Origin of the sequence: Rheinheimera lutimaris, assembly GCF_013283795.1 — a bacterium.
Classification (GTDB): Bacteria; Pseudomonadota; Gammaproteobacteria; order Enterobacterales; family Alteromonadaceae; genus Alishewanella; species Alishewanella lutimaris.
Map to the genome: position 1 here is coordinate 97262 of NZ_JABSOD010000006.1, position 22866 is coordinate 120127.

26 protein-coding genes are annotated in these 22866 nt (G+C 48.4%); 8 read left to right on the forward strand and 18 right to left on the reverse strand.

Annotation, left to right across the window (positions count from 1 at the left end):
* Positions 1 to 2: 2 nt before the first annotated feature.
* The 3 genes from HRH59_RS07795 to HRH59_RS07805 all read left to right on the forward strand — a co-directional run bounded on the left by HRH59_RS07795 (position 3) and on the right by HRH59_RS07805 (position 1882).
* Positions 3 to 401, forward strand: a complete 399-nt coding sequence (locus HRH59_RS07795) for a sel1 repeat family protein (RefSeq protein WP_173500717.1) — start codon at positions 3 to 5, stop codon at positions 399 to 401.
* Positions 402 to 549: 148 nt separating this feature from the next.
* On the forward strand, positions 550 to 1386 hold the full coding sequence (locus HRH59_RS07800) for an REP-associated tyrosine transposase (protein WP_173500718.1): 837 nt from the start codon (positions 550 to 552) through the stop codon (positions 1384 to 1386).
* A 175-nt stretch (positions 1387 to 1561) separates the two neighbouring features.
* A complete protein-coding gene (locus tag HRH59_RS07805; RefSeq protein ID WP_173500719.1) occupies positions 1562 to 1882 on the forward strand; it encodes a hypothetical protein in 321 nt (106 codons plus the stop codon).
* Positions 1883 to 1894: 12 nt separating this feature from the next.
* On the opposite strand, the gene HRH59_RS07810 is transcribed toward HRH59_RS07805, so the two are convergent.
* The 6 genes from HRH59_RS07810 to HRH59_RS07835 form a co-directional block, all read right to left on the reverse strand.
* The gene (locus tag HRH59_RS07810) at positions 1895 to 3187 is read right to left on the reverse strand and encodes an MFS transporter (protein ID WP_173500720.1); all 1293 of its coding nucleotides are present in this window, start codon (positions 3185 to 3187) and stop codon (positions 1895 to 1897) included.
* An 8-nt stretch (positions 3188 to 3195) separates the two neighbouring features.
* Positions 3196 to 3594 carry an MAPEG family protein gene (locus tag HRH59_RS07815; RefSeq protein ID WP_173500721.1) on the reverse strand — a complete coding sequence of 133 codons (399 nt, stop codon included), beginning with the start codon at positions 3592 to 3594 and terminating at the stop codon, positions 3196 to 3198.
* Positions 3595 to 3629: 35 nt separating this feature from the next.
* Positions 3630 to 4727, reverse strand: a complete 1098-nt coding sequence (locus HRH59_RS19535) for a rhomboid family intramembrane serine protease (RefSeq protein WP_173500722.1) — start codon at positions 4725 to 4727, stop codon at positions 3630 to 3632.
* 1 nt (position 4728) lies between these two features.
* Complete coding sequence (locus HRH59_RS07825) at positions 4729 to 5340, reverse strand: hypothetical protein (protein ID WP_173500723.1); 612 nt, start codon at positions 5338 to 5340, stop codon at positions 4729 to 4731.
* Positions 5341 to 5460: 120 nt separating this feature from the next.
* Positions 5461 to 6504, reverse strand: coding sequence for a patatin-like phospholipase family protein (locus HRH59_RS07830; protein WP_173500724.1), 1044 nt, complete (start codon positions 6502 to 6504; stop codon positions 5461 to 5463).
* 26 nt (positions 6505 to 6530) lie between these two features.
* Complete coding sequence (locus HRH59_RS07835) at positions 6531 to 7817, reverse strand: anti-phage deoxyguanosine triphosphatase (RefSeq protein ID WP_173500725.1); 1287 nt, start codon at positions 7815 to 7817, stop codon at positions 6531 to 6533.
* A gap of 195 nt (positions 7818 to 8012) precedes the next feature.
* On the opposite strand from HRH59_RS07835, the gene HRH59_RS07840 reads away from it, so the two are divergent.
* Positions 8013 to 8321 carry a YebG family protein gene (locus HRH59_RS07840; protein WP_173500726.1) on the forward strand — a complete coding sequence of 103 codons (309 nt, stop codon included), beginning with the start codon at positions 8013 to 8015 and terminating at the stop codon, positions 8319 to 8321.
* On the opposite strand, the gene HRH59_RS07845 is transcribed toward HRH59_RS07840, so the two are convergent.
* Positions 8318 to 9712 (reverse strand): alanine/glycine:cation symporter family protein, encoded by a 1395-nt coding sequence (locus tag HRH59_RS07845; RefSeq protein ID WP_173500727.1) that lies wholly within the window; start codon positions 9710 to 9712, stop codon positions 8318 to 8320. The genes HRH59_RS07840 and HRH59_RS07845 overlap by 4 nt on opposite strands.
* 147 nt (positions 9713 to 9859) lie before the next feature.
* Between HRH59_RS07845 and HRH59_RS07850 the strand changes: the two genes are divergently transcribed.
* The gene (locus tag HRH59_RS07850; RefSeq protein ID WP_173500728.1) at positions 9860 to 10777 is read left to right on the forward strand and encodes a cation diffusion facilitator family transporter; all 918 of its coding nucleotides are present in this window, start codon (positions 9860 to 9862) and stop codon (positions 10775 to 10777) included.
* An 84-nt stretch (positions 10778 to 10861) separates the two neighbouring features.
* Complete coding sequence (locus HRH59_RS07855) at positions 10862 to 11425, forward strand: lipid-binding SYLF domain-containing protein (RefSeq protein WP_173500729.1); 564 nt, start codon at positions 10862 to 10864, stop codon at positions 11423 to 11425.
* Between the two features lie 68 nt (positions 11426 to 11493).
* Here the strand turns inward: HRH59_RS07855 and HRH59_RS07860 are convergent, their stop codons facing one another.
* Positions 11494 to 12708, reverse strand: a complete 1215-nt coding sequence (locus tag HRH59_RS07860; RefSeq protein WP_173500730.1) for a pyridoxal phosphate-dependent aminotransferase — start codon at positions 12706 to 12708, stop codon at positions 11494 to 11496.
* 245 nt (positions 12709 to 12953) lie between these two features.
* Here HRH59_RS07860 and HRH59_RS07865 point away from each other — a divergent pair, with 245 nt between their 5' ends.
* Positions 12954 to 13817 carry a glucosaminidase domain-containing protein gene (locus HRH59_RS07865; protein WP_173500731.1) on the forward strand — a complete coding sequence of 288 codons (864 nt, stop codon included), beginning with the start codon at positions 12954 to 12956 and terminating at the stop codon, positions 13815 to 13817.
* A gap of 1 nt (position 13818) precedes the next feature.
* Positions 13819 to 14466 (forward strand): DUF2987 domain-containing protein, encoded by a 648-nt coding sequence (locus HRH59_RS07870; RefSeq protein ID WP_173500732.1) that lies wholly within the window; start codon positions 13819 to 13821, stop codon positions 14464 to 14466.
* 14 nt (positions 14467 to 14480) lie between these two features.
* On the opposite strand, the gene ttcA is transcribed toward HRH59_RS07870, so the two are convergent.
* The 10 genes from ttcA to ccoO form a co-directional block, all read right to left on the reverse strand.
* A complete protein-coding gene (gene ttcA / locus HRH59_RS07875; RefSeq protein WP_173500733.1) occupies positions 14481 to 15407 on the reverse strand; it encodes a tRNA 2-thiocytidine(32) synthetase TtcA in 927 nt (308 codons plus the stop codon).
* 79 nt (positions 15408 to 15486) lie between these two features.
* A complete protein-coding gene (uspE, locus tag HRH59_RS07880) occupies positions 15487 to 16419 on the reverse strand; it encodes a universal stress protein UspE (RefSeq protein WP_173500734.1) in 933 nt (310 codons plus the stop codon).
* 93 nt (positions 16420 to 16512) lie between these two features.
* Positions 16513 to 17229, reverse strand: coding sequence for a fumarate/nitrate reduction transcriptional regulator Fnr (fnr, locus tag HRH59_RS07885; RefSeq protein WP_173500735.1), 717 nt, complete (start codon positions 17227 to 17229; stop codon positions 16513 to 16515).
* A gap of 40 nt (positions 17230 to 17269) precedes the next feature.
* On the reverse strand, positions 17270 to 17944 hold the full coding sequence (locus tag HRH59_RS07890) for a sulfite exporter TauE/SafE family protein (protein ID WP_173500736.1): 675 nt from the start codon (positions 17942 to 17944) through the stop codon (positions 17270 to 17272).
* Positions 17941 to 18120, reverse strand: coding sequence for a cbb3-type cytochrome oxidase assembly protein CcoS (gene ccoS / locus HRH59_RS07895; protein ID WP_173500737.1), 180 nt, complete (start codon positions 18118 to 18120; stop codon positions 17941 to 17943). Before ccoS ends, HRH59_RS07890 begins: the two co-directional genes overlap by 4 nt.
* Entirely contained in the window at positions 18117 to 20498 is a 2382-nt protein-coding gene (locus HRH59_RS07900) for a heavy metal translocating P-type ATPase (protein ID WP_173500738.1), read from the reverse strand. Before HRH59_RS07900 ends, ccoS begins: the two co-directional genes overlap by 4 nt.
* Positions 20499 to 20510: 12 nt before the next feature.
* Entirely contained in the window at positions 20511 to 20996 is a 486-nt protein-coding gene (locus tag HRH59_RS07905) for a FixH family protein (RefSeq protein WP_173500739.1), read from the reverse strand.
* An 87-nt stretch (positions 20997 to 21083) separates the two neighbouring features.
* Positions 21084 to 22067, reverse strand: coding sequence for a cytochrome-c oxidase, cbb3-type subunit III (gene ccoP, locus HRH59_RS07910; protein WP_173500740.1), 984 nt, complete (start codon positions 22065 to 22067; stop codon positions 21084 to 21086).
* A complete protein-coding gene (locus tag HRH59_RS07915) occupies positions 22060 to 22239 on the reverse strand; it encodes a cbb3-type cytochrome oxidase subunit 3 (protein WP_173500741.1) in 180 nt (59 codons plus the stop codon). Before HRH59_RS07915 ends, ccoP begins: the two co-directional genes overlap by 8 nt.
* Before the next feature lie 5 nt (positions 22240 to 22244).
* Positions 22245 to 22856 carry a cytochrome-c oxidase, cbb3-type subunit II gene (gene ccoO, locus HRH59_RS07920; protein WP_173500742.1) on the reverse strand — a complete coding sequence of 204 codons (612 nt, stop codon included), beginning with the start codon at positions 22854 to 22856 and terminating at the stop codon, positions 22245 to 22247.
* Between the last annotated feature and the right edge of the window lie 10 nt (positions 22857 to 22866).

Consider the following 22866-nt stretch of genomic DNA (forward strand, 5'->3'; position numbering starts at 1 on the left):
AAATGAAGTTATTTTTTTTGATTATTTTAGTAACAACGATGACTGGATTTAACGCGAAAAGTCAAGAGGATATAAATGTGGCAACGTCTACAGGAAGTACTTTTTTTATTGATGCAGACGAACTCCCAAAACTGATCTCTGCAGCGCAAAATGGAGAGTTATTTGCAGCTGTAAGACTTCATAAACACTATAAGTTTTCTACAATGGATAGTGAAAAAGCCTTTATTTGGTTAACTAAGGCAGCAGAGCTCGGCGATATGGTAAGCCAATATAATCTGGCTCACTTTTATCTACAAAATGGTCAAGCAGAGCTCGCTGAAGAATGGGCTTTAAGAGCACTTGATAATGGCCTTGCAGAAGCATCCGAGTTGCTGAATGAAATAAATAATGAGCAAAGATAGTTAGCAATTTGGAGGTTCCGGTACAGCATCCAGCGCCTTTTAGCGAAAGGCATCGGAATTAGGCCCAAAGGGTCAGGTCTTGCCTTTTGTCTTTTCTGTATGATGCACTAAAGTTTAGTGCTAAAAAATGCCAGACGGAACGAATAGTATGGCAAGGCCATTGAGACTGGAATTTGCAGGCGCGCTTTACCATGTCACCAGTAGAGGCAATGAACGCAAAGCCATCTATTTTGACGATACGGATTTTAAGCTGTTTTTGGTTCTGCTTGGCAAGGTATGTGAGCAATGTAACTGGGTGGTACATGCGTATTGCCTGATGATGAACCATTACCATTTATTGGTGGAAACGCCGGATGCCAATCTGAGTATGGGCATGCGCCAACTTAACGGCAATTTTACCCAAGCGATTAACCGAAAATACAAACGGGTAGGGCATTTATTTCAGGGCAGATATAAAGCCATTCTGGTAGATAAAGATGCCTACTTACTGGAGTTAAGTCGGTATATTGTGCTAAACCCCATCAGGGCAAATATGGTGCAGTCGGTTGATAACTGGCCATGGAGCAACTGGCATGCGGTAATGGGGCTAACCGCTTCTCCTTCCTGGCTGGCGACAGATTTTTTACTGGGAATGTTTGCCAAAAACCGTAAAACAGCCAGAGAAAAATATGCAGATTTTGTGCAGCAAGGTAAAGGTTTGCCCGTTTGGGATAGGCTCCGCAATCAGATTTTTTTGGGTAACGATGACTTCGTGCAAACCCATTTAGCGCTTCTAAACGAACATGATGAGTTATTCGATATTCCCCAAAAGCAGTGGCGCGGAGCAACCCAATCACTCGCAAAGTATGAGCATGCAGCTGAAACGCGTAACGAGGCTATTATTGCAGCGTATTGTTCTGGCGGTTACACCCTTAAAGAGATTGGCAGTTATTTTGGCTTACATTACTCGCGGGTAAGTAAGATAGTGGCAAAAAGCAAGACCTGACCCTGAGGGTGACCCTGAGGGTTCAGTTTAACAGTGATAACTTTTCAGCGGGCTATTACTCGGGGATCCGTGCGGATGCTCGCGGTATATCAGGCTACCGGGGTTATTTAGGAACACCCGGTGGGTTATTTAAGATATTCAATCCGGAAGATGGAACTGTTTCGGTGTTAAAAGAATGAAAATTTTATCGTCTATTGCACTACTTATGCTTATGGAGAATTCCACATTGTCAGAGATTAAAGCGCCTGTAGAAGTATTATCAATTAAAGCGTCGCATTTTGATGTTATTAAGCTTGCTGGTGAGCGAGTTGACGAAGAGAGTCTGGGTATATCGGGTTACAACATCACGCTTATGGAAGATGATAATAACTGGATTGTTTATTACCAACCTGCTGACTACCCTGCAGGTCAAAGAGGAAGTATTGGTAAAAAGACTTATGTTGTTGAACTTAGAAAAACTGACCTGAAAATTGTCAACGCATATTATGGCAGGTGAAATATCTGGTTGTTAGTCATCATTAACCCCTGCAGGCTTGGTAGCATCTGTTTCTTCAGGATAGTCCGGCTTATGCGCCTCTACCCATTGCTCGTCCTGGCGCGGATCCATTTGTGCCAGTGATGCGCCTGAGGCTGCAGGCACGGCAACAAACACACTTAGCTGCTCATTGGCTATCCGCTCTGCGCTTAAGGCATAAACACCCAATAGCAGTGCAGCTACTGCTAAAACAGTAAAAAACAGACTACCCGATACACCTAAGATTGCGCCCAATACCAGCGGTGCTAAAAACGAGCCAATGCCATAGGCAAACAGCAAGCTGCGGCTAATTTCAACCAGATCTTTGCCGTGGTCTAATCTGTCGTTGGCGCGCGCCACGCTAAGCGGATAAATACTAAACAGGCTGGTACCAAGCAAAAAACCAAGTAAATAAAATAACCAAAGTTGCGTTGCCAGCAGCGCCAGTAGCAAGCAAATGGCCGCACTAAATAAACCGGCCCAGGCGAGTAACTTACGCCGGCCGTAGCGGTCGGATAAAGTGCCAACCGGCCATTGCGCCAGTAAACCGCCAAGTATCGAAAGTGCCATAAATGACGCAACAACTGATTGTTGTTGGTACATATTCAGCACAAATACCGGCATCATGGTGTAAAACCCGCCGACAAAAAAGCCGCCAATTATGCTGCCTACCAGTGCGAGCGGGGCGATATGTAATACCCTGGGTAAGCTGTAGCGCTCAAAAGGTTGCAACACAGGCTGACTGATGCGGGTAATCGCCACTAAAAACAGCGACGCCAGCACCAGCACTGACCCCAGTACAAACACCAGATGTGATGTTACGTTCAGGCTTAAAATCAGTTGACCCAGAGCGGTAGCCATAAAAAACACTACTGTGTATACCGCTAGAATCCGGCCCCGGTCATGCTGGCTGCTTTTTTCATTTAGCCAACTTTCCAGCACTATTAGCAGTGCGTAAAAGGCGAAGCCAGACAGTAAACGGAGTATGGCCCAAAACCAGGGGTCATAATGTAAAGTATGACCAAGGAAGGCCATTACCATGAGCGCAGAAAAGGCAGAAAAACTGCGGGCATGCCCGACATTTACTATCAGTTTCTGGCTAAAAACCGCTGCCAGCAGGGCACCGAGAAAAAAAGCTGAGTTAATTATACCAATGGCCATTTCCGACAGGCCGGCCTGCTTTAAATACAGCCCGATATAGGTCATCAGCATGCCGTAACCTGTGGCAAGAAAGGCAATGGAGATAAATAAAGATGAAATGGGTAACAACGCCTGCCTGAAAAACACCGGAGTACTCATGCTAAATGGAGCAATGCGCGTCCGGCAATACCAAACGCGGCCACTATACCGATAAGCCACATTAGCGAGCGGCTGGTGGCATAGTCTAACCAGTAGCAGGCTAAGTACGCGATGCGACTCATGATAAACACCCAGCCTAAAATTACCGTGGTTTGGTCTACCGCATTTAAACCCACCACACTGAGCACTGCACAGGCATATATTAACAGCGCTTCAAAGCTGTTGTAGTGAGCAGCATTGGCGCGCTGGCCAAAGCCTTGCAGCGCGCTTTGTTGCACCCGCGGGTTATGGTTGTCATAACCGCCGGATTTTTGCATGGCAAAGGCCAGCGGAGCCTTGGCTAAAAAGGGCAGTAACATCGCGATAAACAGCGTTAGCAGCAAAGAGGTTGTCATAATTCGCTCCGTTACAGGCCCGGCCTGAAATATTGTTAGCGCAGTATTTTGGCATAAGGTTGTTGTAACAACTGCAGTAATGGGTTTTGCGCTAATACTTTCTCTTTAAGTAATACACCAACCACTAAACCTGTCGCCAACCCACCTAAGTGTGCCCAGTACGCTACGCTTAAATCTTCTGACAGTAAACCAAAGATATTAAGTGCGGCCCAGATAGCAAAGTACCAGGCCGGGTTAAGTTTTTTCTGCCAGACCACAAACATAAAGGTCAGGCTGGCATGACGGAACCACAATAAATACATGCCGAATAAGCCGGCAACGGCGCCGCTGGCACCGACCATCAGTAAATCGCGGTCTACCAGATAACACATCAGCATTTCTACTACTGCAGCGGCTACGCCGCATAGCAGATAAACGGCAAGAAACTTCCACGGCCCCAGCGCATCTTCCAGGTTGTCACCGATGATCCAGAGGAAATACATATTGCCGGCTAAATGCAGCAAGCCACCGTGTAAAAACTGATAACTCAGCAGGCTCCACCATTGCTGTCCATCCAGTATAGAAACAGAGTCGAGTGCAAAATGGCTGAATACCCATTGCGTGGCATTGTCGTCAAAACCGTGCAGTAAATAGATAAGGATATTCAGTGCCAGTAAGGTCCAGGTCATAACCGGCGTGCGATGCGGCTTGATATTGTACTCTTTCGGCATCTGGGTGAAAAACTGAAACAGCCAGCTTTTTGCACAGACTTTTTTATTCAATTCGGTTAAAGCAGCTTGCAGCTTAGGTGCAGCAAGCACTTGCTCTGCTTCATCACCATCTACCCAAATTCCTTTGCAACTGCTGCATTTATCCAGCGTTACCTGGTAGTCTTTTAACAGATGAAATTGCTGCATTTGTTTATTACAGCGATGGCAATGATATTGATGTTGCTCGAGTTTTTCACCAAAGGCCTGCTTTACGCAATATGGATCTGTTAGCTCACTGCTGTGTGCTATGGCATCACTCAATTCTTTGTCATCAAACCAAAGACCATTGCATTTGCAACAGCGGTCTACTTGCTGGCCATGTAACTCAACAGTCTGTAGCGACTGATCCTGACAACAGGGGCAATATAATTGTACTTTGCTCACGTTACTCTACCTCTACTTCCTGCTGTGACAGGGCTTGTTTCAGCTGGCTGGTATCTGCCTCAAACATCGGCAGTACCACTGTTTCCATATGCTCTACTTGCGCCAATAATAGCGTGGTGCCGTAATGAGGACTGTAAAAGCTGCTTAGAATTTTGCCATGAATATCATTAACTTCGCGATAAAACTTGCGGCTTTCACTAAGTAATGCCGGCGGCGTTTCCAGGGTAGCAGGGGAGAATTTCATGCTCTCCCAAACAAAGGTATCCAGCGTCAGGGAATGGCGTTTGATATTGTGCGTGCCGACACCTTTAATTTGTTCGGTAAAGGTTTTAATCAGCTGCAGGTTGTCACTAAGCTCTTGCTGTAACGACTTACGCAAGTAGTAGTTACTTTTGTCGCTTTGAATTTGCTCAAACACAACAGCCTGGCGTAAGCCTTGTTGGGCCGCAAGATACACACCTAATATCGTGGCGATGATCATGGATATCTGACTTACCCAGAAGCTCAGGTTGGATATTTCGCCTTGTTGCAGTGGTAAAGCTTTAGTGAGTTTGCGTCTTTGGTTAGATTCAACCACACGCACGGTATTGGTTAACGGATCGCGGCCGGGCATAACTACGTCTTCTGCTGGTGAACTAAAAGTGACGCAAGTGTAACCTGAAAGAACCGGCCAGTTACAGCTGGTTAGTTAACCGGTACGGTTGAGTGCTTATTTTTTGTGCAAACTGGCTTATCATAATGCTTCAACATGAAAATTACCCTGCTTTAACGCAGTGGCCAGTTCATGCGAACGGGCTATGACCTCTTGCCAGTATGCAATTCTTATGTGGTCGGGCAGCTTAAAATCATTACGATCCGGTATTTTGCCAAACGGTAAAGACTTAACCCAACCGTCTGTCGGGCACAGCAGCACCACATTATGCAAATGTGCCGGGTTTACTTTGCGCCATTTCAGCGCCTTATCAAACCAGCCCGGTGTCAGGCGCGGATAAAAGTGCGGATATAGCACCAGGCCGTTGTCGCTGAACGGCAGGTCGAAGTGGTAGTCGGTAACGCCGCCGTCATAATATAAACCCGGACCGGCTCCGGCGATATTCTCTACCGCGTTTAACACCATAGGAATAGTACCGCTGGCCATTACTGCCTGGCGCAGGTTATCGCGGTTTAGGGCAACATGCTGAGTGGGTAACACACCGGCATAGTGAAACGGCGATGGCTCGCCGGCAACATGAAACAACACACGCTGAAAAAAATGTTGCAAATGTTTACGGCTAACCAGGTTAGCACCGGCGGCAAGTGTAAGGCCGCCGGCCTGCAATAACCTACTGCGCGCTGCGGATAAACGCCTGGCTTTGGCCACCACTAAATTCAGTTTTACTATCGGGTTGTCTAATACTTGCTGTAAATGCTGTTCAGTCGGAAAGACGTCATCGATAATAGCGGCAGAAATTTGCGTAATCAGCTGTGTGTCGGCGGCTTTTGGATAGGTAATGTGGGAGTAGGCCTGACAAAACCGCTGCGATGCAGCAGCCGGGTCTGCCTGAGCAAAACAGGCAAAGCGCCAGGCACCTGCCGAGCTGCCCAGAATGTGCAGCGGTTTGTTGCGGCCGGCAAAAAAATCACCAAATAAATACTGATCCAGACCAAATAAACAAAACCACTTCGGCCCGCCACTGGCGCCAACCATTACATTAAAATCAGCCTGTTGCAGACCATGTTGCTCAATATGCGCCAGAGCTGTTGGCCCGGCCAGTACGCGTAATGCTGTATGTGTCAAAAGCTGAAATACCTGTCAGTTAAATGTTAAACAGTGGCATAAAGCCGGCGATACATATGCTCGGCGTAATCATCGGTCATACCGGAAATATAATCACAAATTACCCGCACTTTAAGTTCGTCTGCTGCCTGTTGCCAGCGCTGTTGTGTATTGGCCGGTAACAAGCGGGCGGGGTCTGAACTAAAGGCATCAAACAGCGCCATCAGCATATTCTGACAGCGAAAGCGTGATTGCTGGATCTCCGGTTTTAAGATCACGCAGCGATACACCACCTGCTTTAAACAATGCAAAATAGCCAGCGGAGCCGCTGAGAGTGTCGCGTTATAGCGCACTAACGGCTCCTCTGCCTGCGGCAGCACTTCTGATAACGTTACTGCACTGATCAGCAGGTTTACCAGTGAGCCAATGGCGTCTTTACGCAGGTGATGTTGATTACTGAACAAAGCCGTGCTGATCTGCTGCATCAAAGGTTGCAACTCATGTGGCAGAGCAGCCCAGTCATCGGCGGTATGCTGTTGCCATTGGCTTTGGCTGATGTTGCCCAATACTATAGCGTCTTCCAAATCATGCACGCCATACGCAATATCGTCGGCTAACTCCATAATAGATGCATCCAGCGACTTATAACGCGACTTAATATAAGGCGACTTATCCAACTGCTCTGTGCTTTGAAATAAAGCACAGTCAGCCGCGCTAAGCGGTGCTAAAATCCACTGCAGAATATCGGCATCAGCAGCAAAAATTGCTTTTGCCGGCTGCCACGGCGTTAAATTCAGCGGGTTAGTTGCAGGTAGTGTTTGCCGGCTTAAATCCGGCTGTAACACCGGGTATTTTAATAAACCCAACAAAGTACGGCGCGATAAATCCATACCGTGCTGCAGGGTATAAGGTTCTAATTTGGCTACAATGCGCAGTGTTTGGCCATTACCCTCAAAACCACCGGCATGCAGCATTTTAAAATTAAGCGCGGTTTCGCCGCCGTGGCCAAAGGGCGGGTGGCCGATATCATGCGCCAGACATAACGCCTCCATCAGGCTGTCATCAGGCAAATAACTTAACTGTGTCTGGTTAACTTTGGCACGCAGCTGGCTGACTAAACCGGTACCAATTTGTGCCGCTTCCAATGAATGGGTCAGCCGTGTGCGGTAAAAATCATTTTGGCCGATACCGAGGATTTGCGTTTTGGCTTGTAAGCGGCGAAAAGCTGCAGAATGCAGAATACGGGCGCGGTCACGCTGCCAGGGACTGCGCTGATCGCCCGGTCTGCTGCTGGCTGCGCCGGACCGACGCTCTGACCAAAGTGGATGTGGCATAGTATTCCTTGTTAATTCAAACAGCTAAAACATAAAACGCGCTGGTCTGCTTATTTGCGTTATAGTACGCCAACTGCAGCGAAACTTCGAGCCCGACTATAGTGGCAAGCGTAATAAAGGCTGTTGCAAAAAGCATTCGACAAGCCGGTTTTTATACTGTATAAAATAACAGTAAATTAATCAGGGGAAAACGCCATGGCTGTTATTATTAAGTATGTAGTAGAAAGAAACGGAGCGGAAAAGATGACTTTTACTTCTAAAGCGGAAGCTGATGCTTATGACAAAATGCTTGATACCGCTGATGAGTTAACGCACTTTTTAGCTGCCAGCACATTAATAGCCGATGAGCAGTTGGCAGAAGCGTTGGCGCTGTATATGGCGCAACAAAAAGATAACTTACTGGTCGCTCTGGGAGCCAAAAAGCCTTCTGCCAAAGCAGACAAAGTTGATAAAGCTGAAAAGACCACTAAAACAAAAATTGCTGCAGTAGAGCAGGCCGCTTAACGGGCCTGCCGTTTTTGCCAATAGGCGTTCAGATCTGCTTTTACTTCGGGTAACAGCAGATACAACGCCAGAATATTCGGCACCGCCATTAAGAAAATCATTGAGTCGATAAAATCGAACACGGCCATAACATTAGGTACTGCGCCCATCGACACGATAAAACAAAACAGCACTTTGTATAGCCGGGTTAAATGTTTGTCTGTACCGACCAGATAACGCCAACCTGTCATGCCGTAATATGACCAGCTGATCACAGTGGAAAAACCAAACAGCAGCAACGCCACCATTAGTACCCACGGAAACCAGCTGAATACCGAGGCAAAAGCACCGGACGTAATTTGCACACCATCCAACCCCGGCGTTTGATAAGCGCCGGTTAAAATAATCACCAGGGCCGTAATGGTGCAGATAACCACGGTGTCAATAAATGGCTCCAGCAGGCCGACAAAACCCTGGCTTACCGGGTCTTTGGTTTGTGCCGCAGCATGAGCGATAGGCGAGGAGCCGATACCGGCTTCATTAGAATAAGCTGCCCGACGAAAGCCCTGAATAAGCACACCAATAAAGCCGCCATAGCCGGCCTCCGGTGTAAAGGCGCCCTGTATTATCAGCCACAGTGCCGCAGGAATGGCGCTGGCATGGGTTAGCATAACAATTAATGAGGCAAGTAAATAAATGCCGCACATCAGCGGTACTAATTTGCTGGTAACCCTGGCAATACTTTTTAAGCCGCCGATAATTACTGCACCGACTAAAAATGCGTAAACCGCACCAAACAACCAGGCATTATCAAAACCGGTAACGGTTTTTACCTGCACAAAGCCTTGATTAACATGCACAAAACCGGCTGAGCCGAAAATAACAAATACGGAAAATGCCATTGCTAATACGGTGCCGGTTAGCGGCAGGTTATATTTATCCAGCGCCGCTTTAATGTAATACATCGGGCCACCGGATACGCTGCCATCCGGATTAATTTGCCGGTATTTCACCGCTAAAGTACATTCAACAAATTTGGTCGACATGCCAAGCAGACCGGCAACAATCATCCAAAAGGTAGCGCCCGGCCCACCTAAGCTGATGGCAACAGCCACGCCGGCGATATTGCCGGTGCCAACAGTGCCTGACAGCGCTGTGCTGAGCGCCTGAAACGGTGTAATTTCGCCCGTTTCGCTGCTGCGTTTATTGTTTTTCAGCAAACCTATAGCGTGACTAAAACCACGCACATTGATAAAACCCAGGTAGCAGGTAAACACCAGCGCACCACTTATCAGCCATATCAGTACCATAGGAATGGCCACGCCATTAATGTCAAAGGCGTAAAATACTACAGCGGCCAGTTTTGTGGTCAGGCTTTCAAAAGCGTGTTGAAAAGAAAAGTCGCTAGTCATTCGTATGTTTCAGCAGTATGGACGGCTATTAATTGCAGCAAGGTTACTGCGTAATGGCAACAGAAACAAGAAATTATATTAACGTCGCCGATTGTTTCAAGGCGGCTTTACTCTTATGCTGGCAATGAAATAATTCAGGGGCCCGTTATGGCTACATCGCATCAGCACCAGCATTCAGGCCACAGTCATGGCCATCATCACAGTGAAAGCAGTAATATTGCGCTGGCGTTCTGGCTTAACTTCGGTTTTGCCCTGATTGAGATTGTCGGCGGCATTTTAACCAATAGCGTGGCAATTATTGCTGATGCCATTCATGATCTTGGCGATAGCTTGGCCATTGGCTTTGCCTGGATTGCCAGCAAAGTGGCGGCCAAAAAGCCGACAGAGCGTTACAGCTATGGTTTCCGGCGCTGGTCGTTACTCAGTGCTTTAATTAGCGGTATTATTTTATTAGCGGGTTCCGGCTGGGTGTTGGCAGAAGCTATTCCCAGATTGTGGCAGCCGCAATTGCCGCATGTTGGCGGAATGTTTGCGTTAGCTATTTTGGGCGTAGCCGTCAATGGTATTGCGGTATTGCGTTTGCGCACTGGTAAGACGCAAAATGAAAAAGTGCTGAGCTGGCATTTGCTGGAAGATGTATTGGGGTGGGTTGCGGTGCTGCTTGGTGCCGTACTGATGTACTTTACCGGCTGGGCCTGGCTCGACCCGGCCCTGTGTATTGGTTTTACGCTGTTTATTTTGTTTAATGTAGTCAGAAGCCTGCGCCAAACACTGGCGCTGTTTTTACAAGTTACCCCGGACCCGGCATTACAGCAGCAGATAAGTACAGAGCTGAAACAACTGGACTTTGTAAAATCTATCCACCATTTACATCTGTGGTCGCTGGATGGCGAGCAGCATGTGCTAACCATGCACGTTGAAATTGCGATGCCGCCAACACCTGAGCTGCAAATCAGTTATAAACAGCAGATAGCCAAAGTGTTGGCACCCTATCATTTAAGCCATACCACGGTAGAATTTGAAGTCAGCGGTGAAGGCTGTCGCGACGCTAAGTCATGTTGTTAAGTCTGACTTCAGTAAAGCCGTCTACACTCTGTCTGTAAATCTGAGTCTGTAAATCTCAGTCTGAATATCTGACAGGAGCATGTTATGTGGAAATTCATTTCAGCAGTAATCTTAAGCTCAGTATTTATGTTGCAAGGTTGCGCCGGCGGCTTAAATGCCAGCGCTGCTGAGCAAAAAAACGCGATCAACCAAATGCGTACTGAGGTGTTAGCGCAATTGTATCGTGAGAAATCCGCTGCCCGTGCTGAGCTGCAAAATGCTCCGGGCTATGCCACTTTCAGTAATGCTAATGTGAACCTGATTTTAGCCAGTTTTGGTGGTGGTTATGGTGTGGTGCGCGATAATCGCAGTGGTAAAGACAGCTACATGAAAATGGGAGAAGTCGGCGTTGGTTTAGGCGCCGGGGTAAAGGATTTCCGTTTGGTCATGGTGTTTCATACCGCAGATGCTATGCAACGTTTTATTGAGCAGGGCTGGGCGTTTGGTGCTCAGGCTGACGCTGCTGCTAAAGCCGGCGATAAAGGTGGTGCAGTGGGCGCTGAAGCCAGTGTTGATGACGTGACTATTTATCAATTCACTGAGGCAGGTTTAGCACTGCAGGCCACGTTAAAAGGCACCAAATTTTGGCTCGATAAAGACCTGAACTAATAGGTTTAAGAAATACAAAATAAAAAGGCAGCGAGGCTGCCTTTTTATTTTGATGTTACGGCCTGATACTATTGGCTGTAACCGGGTAGAAACTGTGCCAGTTTGCCAATTGCAGCCGCCAGCTGTTCTTTGTGCGGCAGAAATACAATGCGAAAATGATCTGGCTCCGGCCAGTTAAATGCGCGGCCATGCACCAGCAGAACTTTGTGTTGGCGCAGAAAATCCAGCACAAATAACTCGTCGTCTTTAATTCGGAATTTTTTCCGGTCAATTTTCGGAAATAAGTACATGGCGCCTTTGGGCCGCATGCAACTGATACCATCAATTTGCGTAACCAGCTTGTGCGCTAAGTCCATTTGCTCGTATAAACGCCCGCCCGGTACCACCAACTCATTAATGCTTTGGTAACCACCTAATGCAGTTTGTACAGCATGCTGGCAGGGCACATTGGCACATAACCGCATGGAGGCCAGCACGTTTAAGCCCTCAATGTAATGTCGCGCAAGATTCTTGGCGCCGGAAATAAACAGCCAGCCGACACGAAAGCCGGCGATACGGTAGTTTTTCGATAAGCCGCCAAAGGTTAGCATGATTAAATCATCGGCCAGCGAGGCGGTGCTGACATGCTCAGTACCGTCATACAGCACTTTGTCGTAAATTTCGTCGCTTAACACCACTAAGCGGTGTTCGCGGGCAATTTTCAGCAGCTCAAGTAAAAAGGCTTTATCGTACACAGCCCCGGTGGGGTTATTCGGATTAATCAGCACGATAGCTTTAGTTTTCTTGCTGATTTTTTCTTTAATGTCAGCCAGATCCGGGTACCAGTTCTGTTGCTCATCACAGCGGTAATGCAGTGCTTTACCACCGGCCAAATTAACCGCGGCTGTCCACAATGGATAGTCGGGGGAGGGAACCAGTACTTCATCGCCGTTATTCAACAGCGCCTGCAGCGACATTAAGATCAGCTCAGACACACCATTACCGATGTAGACATCATCGGCATCGGCACCCAAAATGCCGCGCTGTTGGTAATATTGCGCCACTGCTACTCTGGCCGGGTAAATGCCTTGCGAGTCTGAATAACCCTGGGCAGTAGGCAGGTTATGGATCACATGTTTCAAAATTTCATCCGGCGCTTCAAAACCAAAGGGGGCCGGATTGCCGATATTTAACTTGAGGATGCGGTGGCCTTCCTCTTCCATGCGTTTGGCTTCCTGGGCTACAGGGCCGCGAATGTCATAGCAGACACCGTCTAATTTGGTTGAGCGCTCAATGGGTTTCATAACAACGACCTTAATGTCTCCGTTTTTTATCCGTCCGGACAGCTATATAGCTGTAGCTACCTGTTTTCACATAACTGTCGGCGCTTTGCAATGGATGGCGCCGCGTTTTTGCAAAAAAACTAACCAAAAGCAGTTTTTGGTCGTATAAAGCGATGGGCGCAGGTAAAATGGCGCGTTATGTTGTAACAAACCGGTTACTGGTATCGCAAGGGTGCTATACAGGAAGAGTAACTTACAGGTGATAGATGTTATTGAAAAAAACCATTATTTCAGCTTTTTGGCTGCTGGTTGCGCTGGCTGCAATCAGCCCTTTTACCGAGCTGGAGCCGGTGCAACAGTTAGACTCGTTGGAGGACTGGCAAAAGCCGTCACGGATCACCGCACTAAATGAAGCTGATAAAAAAAAGGTATTGCAGCGACTGGCTTATACTTCTGCCGCACCACCGTTTGTTGCTTTACCGGACTTCAACCAATACAGCGATACCACAGCCAAAAAGCGGGCATTTTTTGATTATTTACGTCCCTATGTAAAACGCGAAAACGCACGGTTACGTTCATTGCGTCGTCAGTTAATTGAAATACAACAGAAAAAAGAAAAACAGCTGCGTATTTCGTTAGAAGAATATGCGTTTTTATACAGCTTATACGATGAGTTTCGCATGGAAGTGGCGGAAACTGACCAAAACATGTTGCGGGAGTTGCTGAAGCGGGTGGATATTATTCCCGATACGTTGGTGTTAATGCAGGCGGCGAATGAATCAGCCTGGGGCACCAGCCGTTTTGCGGTAGAAGGCTATAACTTTTTCGGCCAGTGGTGTTTTCGCACCGGCTGCGGTTTGGTGCCGCAGGAACGTGTTGAGGGCAGTTATCATGAGGTGGCAAAATTTGCCAACCCCGCAGCCAGTATAAAAAGCTACTTTTACAACTTAAATACCTTTCATACTTACGAGTCACTGCGGGTAATACGGGCCCATTTGCGCGCTGAGGGTAAACCTGTGAGTGGTGTGGCGCTGGCCGCAGGGCTTGGCTCTTACTCTGAACGCGGTGAAGACTATATCGCTGAAATAAGCGGCATGATCCGTTTTAACCGCAAATTACTGGAAGAATAATATGCGTTATGTCGCCCCTCTGGTGCTGTTACTGTCAGCACCGGTGTCTGCCGATTTGCTGCTGAACTACAACAGCTTTTATCAACGGATGAAGAAACTGCAGCAGCCGCAGTACAGTGATATTACGCTGGCGTTTGCTTTAACAGGCGAGCGCAGCGGCCAGGCCTGCAAATACTATGGTTTGGGCCTGAAAAGCGATCAGCATGATATCGCTCTGGATATTGCCGGTAACGGCGAAATCAGTTTACCGTACGATGAAGCGTTAAAAGACAGTAATGCTATTTTGCAGGTGTTGCTGGCTGACAATGCGGAACCTTGCCAGGTGCAGTTCAGGCTGCGTTCGCGTATGCGACTGGCAACAGAATTAACGCTGCAGGACGCACAGCATTACCGCAGTCAGTTTGATTTATTGCTGGATGATATGGCCGGCATCAGCAAGTATTGGTTGCCGGACGTTGCCGGAGTTATCGCCGAATTTGCTGATACCGTAACGCCACCACAGATGACAAGCGCAGCGGCCGCGGTAACTCAGTGCAGTGAAAAGCGCTGTATTATCCGGCTTAGCACAGATTTAGCGGCCGACACCAACTGGCAATTCAGCCAGCGACCGCTATATTTATTGCCGTTAATCGACAGCGCAACTGACTAAGTTGCGCTTTTTCTTTAGCCCAGAGCGATGATCTGAGGGCTGGTGTCTTGCTCTGCCGCTGCTTCATCATCGCCGGCCAAACCAACAGGAATAGCAGGTACGGCTTGTTTATCAAACGCCGTATCCCGCTCGCTAAGCTCAGTGTCTTTTGTCAGGCCGGCAAAATTAAACAGCGTTTTATCAATCATGTGCGACGGCACTATATTTTGCATGGCCTGAAACATGGTTTCTATTCTGCCCGGGAAGCGTTTATCCCAGTCCTGCAGCATTTCTTTTACGACCTGACGCTGCAAACCATCCTGTGAACCACACAGATTACACGGAATAATGGGGAATTCACGCGCGACAGCATATTTTTCAATATCCTTTTCTTTGCAGTATGCCAGCGGCCGGATCACGATATGCTCACCGTTATCGCTGACCAATTTCGGTGGCATCGACTTCATCTTGCCGCCGTAAAACATGTTCAGAAATAAGGTTTCCAGCATATCATCACGGTGGTGACCCAGGGCAATTTTGGTGGCGCCCAGCTCTTTAGCCGTACGGTACAAAATGCCGCGGCGTAAGCGGGAACACAATGAGCAGGTCGTTTTACCTTCGGGAATTTTATCTTTAACAATCGAATAAGTATCTTCGGTGACGATCTGAAAATCGACACCAATACCGCTCAGATATGCCGGTAGTACGTCGGCTGGAAAACCGGGTTGTTTTTGGTCCAGGTTAACCGCTACGATAGCAAAGTTGATTGGCGCAGATTGCTGTAAATTCAGCAGAATATCCAGCAGGGTGTAAGAGTCCTTGCCACCGGACAAGCACACCATAATTTTATCGCCTTCTTCAATCATATTGAAATCGGCAATCGCCTGTCCCACGCCGCGGCGCAGGCGCTTATGCAGTTTATTTAAATTGTATTGGGCTTTAGCTTGCGCTGCGTGAGTCATAACTACGGTTACCGGAAACAAAAATGGCGCACATTATAGCTAAGCGTGCGCCAATACCAAAGCAGTGCAGCAGTAAAACTCAGTCTTTCTGTAACGGGCAGACAAAATCTGCCGGTTTAACCGCTAATACATCGCAGTCCAGCCGGTCAATTACATGTTCAGCAGTGTTACCGATAATAGCCGCTGATAATCCTGTGCGACCGATGGTACCTATAATCACCATTTCAGCATCCAGCTCTGTGGCTACTGTCGGCAGCACATCTTCCGGCATACCTTCCTGCACATGGCAATGGCTGCTGTCGATATCAAACTGTTTTGCCAGATTGGTTATTGCATCAATATGATGGTGTTTCATTGTGCTGCTATATTCTTGCGGGTTAAACTCCGGTATTTCAATAGCAATATTGACCGGCGTGCCGGGGTAAGCATTAACCAGATGGGTATGAGCATTAAGCATCGCTGCCATCTGCCGGGCTTTGTTGATCACCCGCTGATTTAAGGATAAATGGTGGGCTTGCTCACTACCGGCATTTACGGCGGCGATAATGTTACCGCCCTGTGGCCAGTCATGGTCTTTTACCAGTAACACCGGGCAGGGGCATTTACGCAGAATATGCCAATCTGTTGGGGTGAAGATCATTGATTTAAGTACGTCGTGATCGTGGGTGCCTTTTATAACCAGGTCGTAATCGTCTTCAAGCACGGCGAGCACTACCGCTTCAAATGGCCGGTTATGCCACACCACCTTAATATCGATATTAATGCCACCGGCACGGGGAGCGGCCAGAAAATCACTGATCCACAGCTCACGATCTTTAATCACCGCCTGGCGCATTGACTCGCGCTCTTCGCCGGACAGCATGGTGGTCATCTCGTAAGAGAAATCATAGACAGATAAAAAAGCTGTTAATTTGCAGTGCTGCAGCCGTGCCAACTGCACAGCGCGATTAAGCGCTTTTTGTTGATCTACGGTAGGGTCAAGTACCACTAAGACATTGTTGTAAGCAGACATAACAGGCTCCACAGTAAAAAAGCTTTACTTAAGTGTAGCTAAACTAGCCTGGTTTGCCGGACTAAACCTTGCGCCAGCGCAAAGCAAAGTGGGTTAGCAGTGAGCCGTAAGCGAGCCCAGTTTACTCAGAGCCGCCTGGTCTTTTAACGTGATAAGTTTGCCATCTACCTGAATTAATTCTTCTTTATCAAGCTTGCTCAGTAAACGGCTGATGGTTTCGACCGTTAAGCCCAGATAATTACCGATATCACTACGGGTCATGGTTAACCGGAATTCTGTGGCGGAAAAGCCGCGGTTGGCAAAGCGCTGAGCCAGTTGCGACAGAAAAGTTGCCAGCTTTTGCTCGGCCGTTTTACGGTTTAGCAATAGCATCATTTGCTGATCGGCCTGAATATCCTGGCTCATCAGTCGCATCATTTGTTGGCGCAGGCGCGGTAACTGGTCAAGCAGTGTTTCCAGATTGGGCATCGGAATTTCGCATACCATAGCGGTTTCCAACGCTTCAGCGTAACTTGGATGCAACTGATTATGTAAACCATCAAAGCCGACAATATCACCGGGCAAATGAAAACCGGTAATTTGCTGTTCACCCTGGTCGGTCAGGGTAAAGGTTTTAAATGAACCGGTACGAATGGCAAACAACGATTTTTGTACGCCGCCGGCTTCGAATAACATATCACCTTTATGCAGCGGCCGTTTACGCTGGATAATATCATCCAATTTCGTCATTTCAGTGTCGTTTAATGAAAACGGCAAACACAGCTGGCTAAAGCCACAGTCCTGACAATTTATTGCAGAGCGTTGTGTCATGGTGAGGTAAACCTTTTCTAAGATGCCGACATGCAGTAGCTTAAAAAACCAGCCGGCGGATAGCAAGCCAAATCGTGTAGCCGGCGTAAATAGCTAACATAATGGCCGCACTGTAGCGCAACCAGGAGGTGTTTTTCAACTTCTGCAGCACACCGGCGGCGCTGCCGGTAAGTAGTATCGCCGGCAGCGTGCCGACGCCGAAACTCAACATCAGTAAGCCACCTTGTATTGCACTGCCGCTGGCCAGGCTCCAACCTAAGGTGCTGTATACCAGACCGCAAGGCAGCGCCCCCCAACACAGACCATAACTGTAAGCCTTAGTAGCAGAATTCAGTGGCAGCAATTTAGTGGCAAGCGGCTGCACATAGCGCCAGAGTTTTTGTCCCAGTTGCTCCAGCCGGATTAAACCAAACCATAACCGGCTGATATATAGCGCCATCATCAGCAGCAGCAATCCGGCTAACAGCCGTAACCATAACAGTGAGGCACCGGCCAGTTGCATAGCGCCGGCGCCAAAATAGCCGACCAGAGCGCCGAACAGTGCATAGGTGGTCAGCCGTCCGAGACTGAGCAGCAGTTGCAGTTGTAGCTTACGTGCACGGTTTTGTGCCGGCATGGATAATTGCAATGCGCCTGCAATGCCACCGCACATCACTAAGCAATGGCTGCTGCCGATAAAGCCAATTAACAGCGCTGCCAATAAATCTGTATTCATGGCGTTGTTTTATCGTCTTTTTCAGTATCGCCGGTGTTGTCTTCATCAAACAAGATGCTAAAGCCTTCCTTATCCAGGTCTTCAAATTGTTTGCTGCGCACTGCCCAGAAAAATACCGTAAGTCCAATCAGTACAAACAGAATGGCGATGGGGATCAGTACATAAATAATACTCATTTTTTCAGCAGCCTTAATGAATTAGATACCACCAGCAGTGAGCTGAATGACATACCCAGCACTGCTATATAAGGCGAGACAAAACCAGCCACGGCCAATGGTATAATCAGCAGATTATAACCCACCGACCAGCGCAGGTTTTGTTTAATAATCCGTTGCGCCCGGCTACTGCCGCTTAGCAGCTCAGCCAACAAGCCTATACTGGGTTGTAACAATACCACATCGGCCTGGTTTTTGGATAAATCGCTGCCGCTTTGTAAGGTTACCGAAACATGGGCGGCATGAAAGCCCGGGTTGTCATTAATACCATCGCCTAACATTAATACCTTTTGGCCGGCAGCAACCAGGCGGTTAATTTCTGTCACCTTTTGCTCCGGGCTGCAGCCCTTTACCATAGCGTCGAATTGCAACTGTCGTTGTAACTCATCAGCCTGTGCTGAGCTGTCACCGGTAAGCATCATCAGCCGGTAGCCTTGTTGGCGCAGCATCTGTAACAACCCCGGCACTTCCGGCCGCACGCCGTCTTGTAACTGAATAGCCGCGATATTTCGATCATTTACGCTTAAATACACCATGGCGTTATGCTGTTGTGTTACTGCGCAAAATGCCGCACTGCCAACTTTAATATGCTGGCCATTACAGATGGCACTAATGCCGGCGCCAATATGGATCTGAGTCTGTGCTAACGGCAGCGTGGAGGTACGATAGCTATTAAACGCCCGGGCAATAGGGTGTTCGGAATAAGCTTCTAAATTGGCTATCAGATCCAGAGCCTCTGCCTGACTATAATCATCAGCCAGTATTTCAACCGAGCTGACAGAAAAACGGCCTTCGGTCAGGGTGCCGGTTTTGTCAAATACCAGATAGCTTAATTGCGGCAGCACATCCAGCACGGCAGAGTTTTTAATCAGTACACCACGGCGGTTTAAACTGGCCAGCGCGCAGGTTACTGCCGTGGGTGCAGCCAGGCTGAGCGCACAGGGGCAGGTGGCAACCAACACTGACAAGGTCACCCAAAAGGCGCGGTCGGCATCGAGCCAAAAATACCACAGCACAAAAGTCGCGGCGGCGATAAGCAATAAGCGCTCAACAAAATATCGGGCCAGCGTATCCGTTTTTTGCAGTACCGCCGGTTTTTGGCTTAGTGTGCGCTGCTGCAGCTTAATAATTTGCCCCAAACGCGAGGCTTGCAGTGGCGTAGTGACCTTAATTTCTAATAAACCATCATGGTTAACACTGCCGGCCAGCACCTTATCGCCAATGCCCTTGGCAACCGGCCGGTATTCGCCGGTTAACATCGACTCATCAGCCGAGCTTTGGCCACTGCTAACTTCACCGTCGGCGGCAATGGTTTCGCCGGGTCTTAAGATAATAACATCGCCTTGCTTTAAGCGTCTGGCTGAGACAATTTGCGGTTGGCCATTCACCAGTAAAGTGGCACTGACCGGCATAATTTTCAGCAGGTTACCGGTGGCTTCCCTGGCGCGGGCGCGGGCGCGATACTCAAAAAACTTACCCAGTTGCAGCAAAAAAGTGAACATGCATACCGACTCAAAGTACACTTCGCCGGTGTTAAAAGCCGTAGCATAAGCTGAGGCAAAAAAAGTGTAGTAAATGGCCAGACTAACCGGCACATCCATATTCAGTTGCCGCGCTTTAATGCCGCGCCATGCACTGCTGACAAAGGGCAGGGCGGCGTACAGCACCACCGGCAAAGTTAAAAACAAACTTATCCAGCGCAGATAGCCCTGATGTGAGGCTTCAATACCGCTGTAGTCGCCAAAATACAGCGCTATGGCCAGCATCATTACCTGCATCGACATAATGCCGGATACAGCAAGGCGTTTTAAAAACCGGCTGAGTTCGGTTTTAAACAGCTGCTCTTCTTTATCGGCAACAAAAGGGCTGGCCTGATAACCAATGTTGGCCAGACTGTTCAGCAGATTACTCAGTGGCGTTTGCGCCGAATTCCACACCAGATGGCAGCGCGCCGTAGCAGAGTTAACATTAACCTGGTGTACTGCAGATGATTTACGCAGCTGTTTTTCAATTAACCAGGCGCAGGCAGCACAGCTGATACCGCTGACAGATAATTCAATTTCGGTAAGCTCACCTTGTTGATGGCTTACATTAGCCAGCACATCCGGTGCATCAAAGTTAGCCAGTTCTGCGCGCAAGCTGTCAGGCATAGCAGAGGCTTTACCGGCCGGCTCTGTACGAAAGCGATAATAATCGGCCAGATTGCTGCTGATTATGGTATCAGCCACGGCCAGGCAGCCGGCACAGCAGAAAGACCGCGCACGGCCATCAAAATTAAGACTAAAGTTGAAACCGTCCGGTACCGGCTCGTTGCAATGAAAACAGCGCTCTGTGTTCACTTCGCTGCCTTATCAGTAGCCGAGTTTAATTTCAGCAGTTGCCGGCAGTTGCAGCGTAGCCCGCAGCTTCCAGTCTTTTGAGGCATCAGATACCACCAGCTGCCATTTACCGTCCGGGGTTACCGGTAGAGTCGCGACATACAGCAGTTCACCACTGCGTTCTGCGTCCAATGCAAAATCACGATCAGCCAGGGTAGGGTGGTAAAAATCCAGATGTAAGGTTCCGTCGAGTACCGTGTTCTCTGCAAAGCGCACTATCGCACGGTTACCGGCTATTAATACATGGGCACTTAAATTACGCAGCTGAGCTTCCCGGTACTTGGCTAACTGCATATTAATCGCGCGCCCCTCTTTGTAGTAATCATCTACCACCAGGTCCGGGGTGTGTTGCTGCATTAAATAAACGGTATGAACGGCTTTAAGTGCTGTAAATACAGGAATAGCAATTAAAAGCCATGGCCAAAGCTGTTTGTACCAGGGTTTTGTATCGTGCTGCATTTACACCTCACAGAACAACATGGCGTTATTTATAACGCATAGAAAGAAGCCCCGAAACGGGGCTTATAAATTATCACACCAGCCGGATTACTGCGCCGCGGCGCTTTGCTCCGGATGTGCCAGCCGGTAAACATAGGCGGTAAGGATATGTACTTTATCTTCGCCCAGCGTTTGTTTAAACGCTGGCATTACGCCATTGCGACCTTTAGTCAGCGTTTCTGTTACTGCACCGGCAGAGCCACCGTATAACCAGATATTATCGGTCAGGTTTGGTGCGCCAAACGGCAGATTATGCGCCAGGCTGCCTTTGCCGTCAGCACCGTGACACGCGGCGCACAGGGCAAATTTTGCTTTGCCGGCTTCGGCTTCGCGATCGTTCACAGTGCGGCCGGATAAGCTCAGTACATAGGCGGTCATTTCTTTAATACCTTGCTCGCCTAAGGCATCAAACCAGCCCGGCATTGCCGCTTTACGGCCATGTAGCAGGGTTTCTTTGATTTTGTCCGGTGTACCACCATATAACCAGTCGTTATCCGTCAGGTTAGGGAAACCGTGTTGGCCGCGGGCATCTGAGCCATGGCAGACTGCGCAGTTTTGCAAAAACAAACGCTGACCAATTTTGATGGCGTCATCGTCGTAAGCCAAATCTAAAACATCGCGTTTGGCAAACTGCTGAAACACCGGGCCATACACTTCATTGGCACGCACAATTTCGCGATCCAGTTCAACGTTGCGGCCTTCTTCAACGGCTTTTGCTACCGCTAGACGCGACTCTTCCAGTGACTTAATGCCCTGGTTAGAGCTGCTCCAGCCTAAAAAGCCTTTAAAGTTGCCTAACCCGGGATACGCCGCTAAATAAAACACCGACCACACCAGGGTCAGGATGAACATATAGGTCCACCAACGCGGCAATGGGTTGTTAATCTCAGAAATACCGTCTACTTCGTGGCCGGTAGTTTGATCTTCAGGCACACCGACATAATTCTTCAGGTTCCACGTCAGCAGTATTGCACAGCCGATCAACACCGGAAGGGTTAACACTATGATCCAAGCACTCCAAAAGCTACTCATGATCCGACTCCTGTTTGGTTTTTTGTTGTGCTTTTTGTTCGTCGTCAAACACTAAGTTTGCTGCCTGGTCAAAATCGGTTTTGCGCTTTTTGCTGTATGCCCAAATTACGAAGGCAATAAAACCGACGAACAAAATGACGGTAAAAATACTGTGTATCGTTGCGTATTCCATCAGCGTTACTTCAGGTGCGTGCCAAGCGATTGCAGGTATGCAATTAACGCCTGAACTTCAGTTTTACCCTGAACAGCTGCTGCAGCCCCGGCAATATCTTCATCGCTGTAGGGGACGCCATAGCTTCTTAACACTTCCATTTTTCGCGCTGTATGTTTACCGTCCAGCACGTTTTTATCTAACCACGGATAGCCCGGCATATTTGATTGTGGCACCACAGAGCGTGGGTCCATTAAATGTGCATGATGCCACGCATCGCTGTAGCGCTCACCAACACGGGCCAAATCCGGGCCGGTGCGTTTAGAGCCCCACAGGAAAGGGTGATCCCACACGCTTTCGCCTGCAACAGAATAGTGGCCATAGCGCTCTACTTCTGCACGAAACGGCCTTACCATTTGGCTGTGACAGCCAACGCAGCCTTCGCGGATGTAGATATCGCGACCTTCCAGTTGCAATGCGGTGTAAGGCTTCATACCGTCAACCGGCTGTGTGGTTTCATCCATAAAAAACAGTGGAGTAATCAACACCAGAGTACCGAAGCTGATGGCAACGATGGTTAGAATGGCTAACAGGCCAACGCTTCTTTCAATTTTGTCATGATGATTCTTGTTCGACATGATTTACCTC